This is a genomic window from bacterium (assembly GCA_022616075.1).
Taxonomy (GTDB): Bacteria; Acidobacteriota; HRBIN11; order JAKEFK01; family JAKEFK01; genus JAKEFK01.
Genome location: JAKEFK010000105.1, coordinates 1 through 5798, shown reverse-complemented (window position 1 = coordinate 5798; position 5798 = coordinate 1). Strand labels below are relative to the sequence as shown.

The 5798-nt window shown below is 47.9% G+C and carries 5 protein-coding genes; 2 read left to right on the top strand and 3 right to left on the bottom strand.

The annotated features are described in order from the left end of the window. Nucleotides 1–237 precede the first annotated feature (237 nt). The 3 genes from L0156_08935 to L0156_08925 all read right to left on the bottom strand — a co-directional run bounded on the left by L0156_08935 (nucleotide 238) and on the right by L0156_08925 (nucleotide 3604). A complete protein-coding gene (locus tag L0156_08935; protein MCI0603126.1) occupies nucleotides 238–1707 on the bottom strand; it encodes a TolC family protein in 1470 nt (489 codons plus the stop codon). A gap of 12 nt (nucleotides 1708–1719) precedes the next feature. Continuing rightward, complete coding sequence (locus L0156_08930) at nucleotides 1720–3144, bottom strand: copper oxidase (protein ID MCI0603125.1); 1425 nt, start codon at nucleotides 3142–3144, stop codon at nucleotides 1720–1722. A gap of 67 nt (nucleotides 3145–3211) precedes the next feature. Then, nucleotides 3212–3604: a hypothetical protein gene (locus tag L0156_08925; protein ID MCI0603124.1), complete on the bottom strand. Its 393-nt coding sequence runs from the start codon at nucleotides 3602–3604 to the stop codon at nucleotides 3212–3214. A gap of 273 nt (nucleotides 3605–3877) precedes the next feature. On the opposite strand from L0156_08925, the gene L0156_08920 reads away from it, so the two are divergent. Continuing rightward, on the top strand, nucleotides 3878–4453 hold the full coding sequence (locus L0156_08920; protein ID MCI0603123.1) for a hypothetical protein: 576 nt from the start codon (nucleotides 3878–3880) through the stop codon (nucleotides 4451–4453). Between the two features lie 534 nt (nucleotides 4454–4987). Continuing rightward, a complete protein-coding gene (locus L0156_08915; GenBank protein MCI0603122.1) occupies nucleotides 4988–5788 on the top strand; it encodes a hypothetical protein in 801 nt (266 codons plus the stop codon). The last annotated feature ends 10 nt before the right edge of the window (nucleotides 5789–5798 follow it).

Below are 5798 nucleotides of genomic sequence, written 5' to 3'. Positions count from 1 at the left end.
GCGCCGGGCAGGCAGATGCGAGGCGCCGCGACGCAGTCGATGCCCCAGTGCATCGTCGAGGAGCGGCAACGAAGCAGATGCCTGTCCGCCGCCGCGCCCTTCTGGGCTGCGGCTCGCAGACTTGCTGGCTTCGTTGCTCGCTCGTTACATACCACAGCGGGTATGCGCCTCGCTCGCGCCTTGCCAACAAGCCTGCGAGCCAGCAGCATATGTCATCATATTTATGGGAAGGGACACTTAGTTTTCATGACCTGATAAATCAAGGAACTCAGGAGCTGCTTCCGGACTTGCAGCAGAACCGGTAACCATTGATTCTTCAGGCGAAACAACAAATACCGGCGCCTGAAGCGCTTCATTAGAAAGCAAAAAGCCCTGCAGTTGCGTTGCGAAAAATGACGCACGGCTGACAGAATCGATATATTCCACTTCGAGTTGATAAAGATTTCTTTGCGAGATCAGGACTTGGGGGTAAGCGGCGCCCATCCGCCGAAAACTGTTCAGGTAAAGCTGATAAGCTTTTCGAGCGCGCGGGAGTAGATCGGTGCTATATCTTTCAGCCTTTAATTTCTGGTTTTTGTACTGCGTCAAAACATCGGAGAATTGTGACGTTAACGACAACCTCACTCTGGAAAGCTCCTGTTTTGCGCGATCCACACCGGCATGAGCAACAGCAATGTTTCCCTGGTTCCGGTTGAAGATCGGAAGAGGAATTCCTATTTCAATAAAACTTTCCCATCCTACTTCTTCATTTGTATCTGCAAACTGCTCAAAGTTGTATCCGACTCCTCCGCGCAATCGCAGATCGGGAACACGCCGGGCTTTCGCCAGAGCGACCGCCGCTTCCGCTCGCTGCAATTGGGCTTGTGCTATCAGAACTTGTGGACTCTTCTCAAGCAAACTGCCTAGCAGCTGATTGCCGTCCAGTTGCTGCAGCATCTCGGGCCGAAGCGAACCAGCGACATTTTGAATGGGCAGATCTACGTTACCTATAATGGCTGCGAGACCTTTCCACTGGTGAAGTCTTTCATTTTCCGCTTCAGCTGCTGCCAGCTCAGCAGCGTAGGCTTCAATTTCCGCTTCCAAGAAATCAGGCTGATCTGCGGCGCCCACATTAAAGAGCTCCGATGTAATCTGTACAGCTTCGCGCGCCAGCTTAGCCAGTCGTTGCCGCGCTTCTACCTGATACTGAGATCCAAGAACCTGATAATAGGCTGCACGAACTGCGTTCAGGAGAATCGTTTTTTGCGCCTCATTCAAGATTTCTGCCTGACGCAATTCGCTTCCAAAAACCTTTTTGGCTTTCCCGATTTTTCCACCAAGAAGAATTTCTTGCTCGGCAAAGAACATGTGCTCGCTTGTACTGCCGGGATTTCGAAATGCAAGCTCTTCCGCGATGTAGCCGATGACCGGATTCGGATACAAACCGGATTGCTGCAGACGCCCTCGTGCAGCGCGAAGCGTGGCCTCTGCTTGAGCTACAGTCGGATTATTTTTAACGGCAAGCTGTTCAAGCTGCTGAAGAGTTATCCCTGTTTTAAAATCTGTTTCACTTATCTGCGGCTGTTCTTCAGTTGTCATTCGATGATCTTCATGCTGCATGTTTTGATCTTCGCTTTGTTCCGTCTGTTCGTGTTGGTGCTGTGAAAAGGCGGGTTGAAATGCGGCAAAGAGAATGAAAAAGAATACTGTGAGTGTTGCTCGTGTCATTTTTGGCCCTCCTTATCCGTGCTTATGCGGCTCTGGAGATTTTTGATTCTTTCTTCCCTGAGCCTGCAACTCTTTGACTTTCGCATACAACCCGGGTTCAAGAACACGAACCAGAGACATCATTCCCATCATTCCACCGGTCCATCCTTTTGCCAGTCCGTAGGTTTCCGGTTTTTCTACTGTCTCATCCATCACCATATGCATGTCTTGTGGGTAACCAGGAACTTTCTTTGGATCCATTTGTTTGCTCTGCATCTGATGTTGGCTGTGATCTGTTTGTTTTTGTCCAACCAAATGGCCAACCTTTTCTTCAAAGGTTGAACCCACACCAAGCGCGCGTCCAAAGCTTGGGCCGAGTTCCTCATCGGTCGCCGAACTTTCACGAATCATCCCCATTCCTTCATCCATCCCCATACCGGAATGCATTCCATGCCCCATGTGCGTCATTGGCCCTACCATGGACACCATCTGATTCATCATGTGATGCGGTAAATGGCAGTGAACCATCCAATCTCCGGGATAGACGGCATCAAATTCGACGTCCCGTGCTTGCGCTACGCCAACGAGCACTGTATTTGCCGGCGTCCAGGCAGATCGTGGAACCCTACCCCCTTCCGTTCCCGTTACATAGAAAGTATTGCCATGCAAATGCATCGGATGATGATCCATACCGAGATTCACAAAACGGATCCGTACGCGGTCGCCGAGCTTTACAATCATGGGGGTGGTTGCCGGCGCCGCTTTGCCGTTCATAGTCAGCCAGTTGAACTCCATCGAAAGGGTGTTTGGAATCGGATTGTTCGGGAGCAGAGCCCATTCCTGAACGATGATCCCGAAGTCCTTGTCAACCGCGGGCTGAAATTCTTTTTTCGGGTGCATGATGAACAGACCGATCATCCCCATCATTTCTTGCATCGCCATGTGGGAATGATAGAAAAAAGTTCCTTTTTGCCTCACCGTGAATTCGTATGTGAAACTTTCACCAGGGTTTACCAGCGGTTGACTGATTGCCGGCATTCCGTCCATATTGATTGGAATCTCAAAACCATGCCAGTGAATGGTTGTCGGCTCGGGCAGTTTGTTGTGTAGGATCAGGCGGCATCGGTCTCCTTCGACGACTTCAATGGTCGGACCAGGAACAGAGCCGTTATATCCCCAAGCGTAAACCTGTCTTCCAGGTATAAATTCAGTTTTTACCACTTCCGCAGTAATATGGAAAACTTTTACTCCGCTTTCCATTGTCCAGGTCATTTTCGGGACGTCGGGAGTCTCGACTGGCGAATATCCCGTTCTATTACGCGACGCTGTTTGTTTTCGTGGTGGTTTCGGTTCAGTGTCTTGATGCCCTTGGTGCTGAGCATTCCCGCCCCGCAAACCGGAAAAGAAGGCACCGGCTGTAATAAAAGCGCCTCTCATGAAATCACGTCTGGAACTCATAACGATTCCTCCAATTAAATAAAAAGATTTTGAAGTTACAGATCAATTAGATGGAATAACGTAGAGATTAGATACGAAGGATGAGCGGGGGAGTCGACTTAACGGTGTTGAAGTAAGGATGAAGTGCTGTTATTTGATGGATTGAAGTTTTCGACCCTGCGACCTCCGTAGAAAGTGTGAGAATGGATATTGCAAATTTAGCCGAGATACCCTGTTTTTCAATGACGCCATTTCCTGTACAGCAATCCTTTAAGGTCGTGTTCTCTTCATCACTCTTATGGCAGTCGCCCGGTGTATCCGCCGGTAGATCCGATAAAGGACAAGAAAACGGACACAAGAAAAGAGTCAAAACAATCGAGAAAACTATGAAAGGTTTCCAGTACATCAGCAGTTTTCCCTTTGGCCGGCTATCAAAAGCAGCCAATTCAATAGATAAGTTGCGAATGGAAGACGATTTCATTCCGCTAATTTATCTCGTCAGCACCCCCACTTCAATATGCCACAGGATATGAGAATTTTCTAATCTTTTACTCATTTGTTTCTAATCTTGAAGAGTTTTCGTTACCCCACACTAGAGACTTAGCGTATAAAGCATACGGGATATTCTTTGTGTTGCCCTTTTTTGGGGACATATTCTGGTTTTTCGAAACAGAGCTTCCACCGACAACTCTTTTATCAACAGTGACTTAACTGTTTGGCACGATCGTTGCTTCCACTGGTAACGGAGGTAGTTATGAAAAAGACACCGATCGTTGCAATACTTGTTGTAACAGTATTTTTTGTTGTTTCGTCGGCAGGGGCGGATCACCCGACACGCGATTTTAGAAGTTTAGTGCCTCTTGCGCATGAACTGGAATTAGTGGCTCGGCACGTCCATAAGGAAGGCGAGCGTCAGGCTCATCATGGTAACCGTCGTGAAGCTTATGCTCTTAACAGATTGCACAGGTTGAACGAATCAGCGGCACATTTCCATGATGAAGTAGAACGCTATTCTCGCAATCCACGACATACGGAAAGTGACTTTCGCGTTCTCGTAAATACGTATTACGAAGCTCGTTATGCAATGCGCGGCCTTCATGCATTCGATCATCTGTATGATGATTTTGACCAGGTTACGCGACTGATGCGACGGTTAGTGAATGTTTATTCGGGATATGGAAATTATTTTCCGCGGAATCATAGGGGTTACGGCTCCAACCATGGATATGATTCCAGATATGAAGACGAATATGATCAAGACGAATATGATTATGAAGAGGATGAATCTGATCATGATCACGATGATGACGACGACGATAATGATGACTAAGATTTAGAAGCATTGTCATAATTGAAAAGCGCTCGACTGAGATCGCAACAATTCTACTGCCTGCCGATAGCTAAATTTGTGCTTTTTTTAACCGCAGGGAGTTTGCAATCACCGATACGGAACTGAAACTCATTGCCGCGCTGGCGATCATCGGACGGAGCTCCACCCGGAATTTCTGCGACATGGCTAGGGATATCTTCTGCATCGGCCAGATGTCTAACTCGAGAGATCAGAAAGCGATGAAAACGTTCAAATGGATTTCCAAGTAAATGGGGCAAGTTTCTGACAACTCATGTAAAAAGCGCGTAACGTTTGTTGGCAGTAAGCTTTCTCGATAAGGGTCCCGCCCTTTCTCGAGGATAAGTGCCAACATGCGTTTCATCGGATTGAAACTGTTGAAGGCGCAAATGATTGAAAATAAAGGAAAAAGGATATAAGCTAAGATGGCTTATTTTTTGCACTAGTTGTTTGGTGCACTAGTTGTTTGGGGAATATTTCTGCAATCAACTCAATTAAACTACCGGAGGCTTTTGAATGAGTAAAACGTTTTTCAGACATTCGTTCGTGGTTTTGGTAGCACTGCTGGGCGTAGTAGTATTTTGCACTTCGGCCATGGCAGGTCATTCCTGGGGAAATTACCACTGGGCACGCACCAGTAACCCGTTTACACTCAAGCTTGGTGACGATGTCACCTCCGTTTGGGACCCTTATCTTCAAGAAGCATCCAGTGATTGGACCGCTTCCTCTGTATTAAACACCACCGTGGTGGCTGGTTCGACGAATCCCAAAAACTGTAAGGCTGTGACCGGACGTGTTGAAGTCTGCAACAGCAAATATGGCAACAACGGTTGGCTGGGTATTGCAGGTATCTATGCAAGCGGCGACCATATCACTAAAGGTTACGTCAAGCTAAACGACACCTACCACAACAACCCACCTTATAACTCGGCAGCCTACAGAAGGTTTGTCACGTGTCAGGAAATTGGTCACACTTTCGGGCTTGATCATCAGGATGAGAATTTCAATAACGGCAATCTCGGGTCTTGCATGGACTATACGAGTGACCCGGATGGTCCGCCCAGCAATGAACATCCCAACTCGCATGACTTCAGCCAATTGGCAACAATCTACGCGCATTTGGACAGTTCAACCACTGTCGGCAGCATAGCTCCTCCGGCAATGGACCAGATCGACTACGCGGGTCCCAAACAGTGGGGCAAACTGATTAGACAATCGAAAGATGGCCGCTTTGCCCTGTACATGCTCGATTTCGGTGGTGGACACAAGGTGTTCCACTTTGTTATCTGGGCTGAACCTCGAGGCAAAGCAAAGTAACGTATTTTTT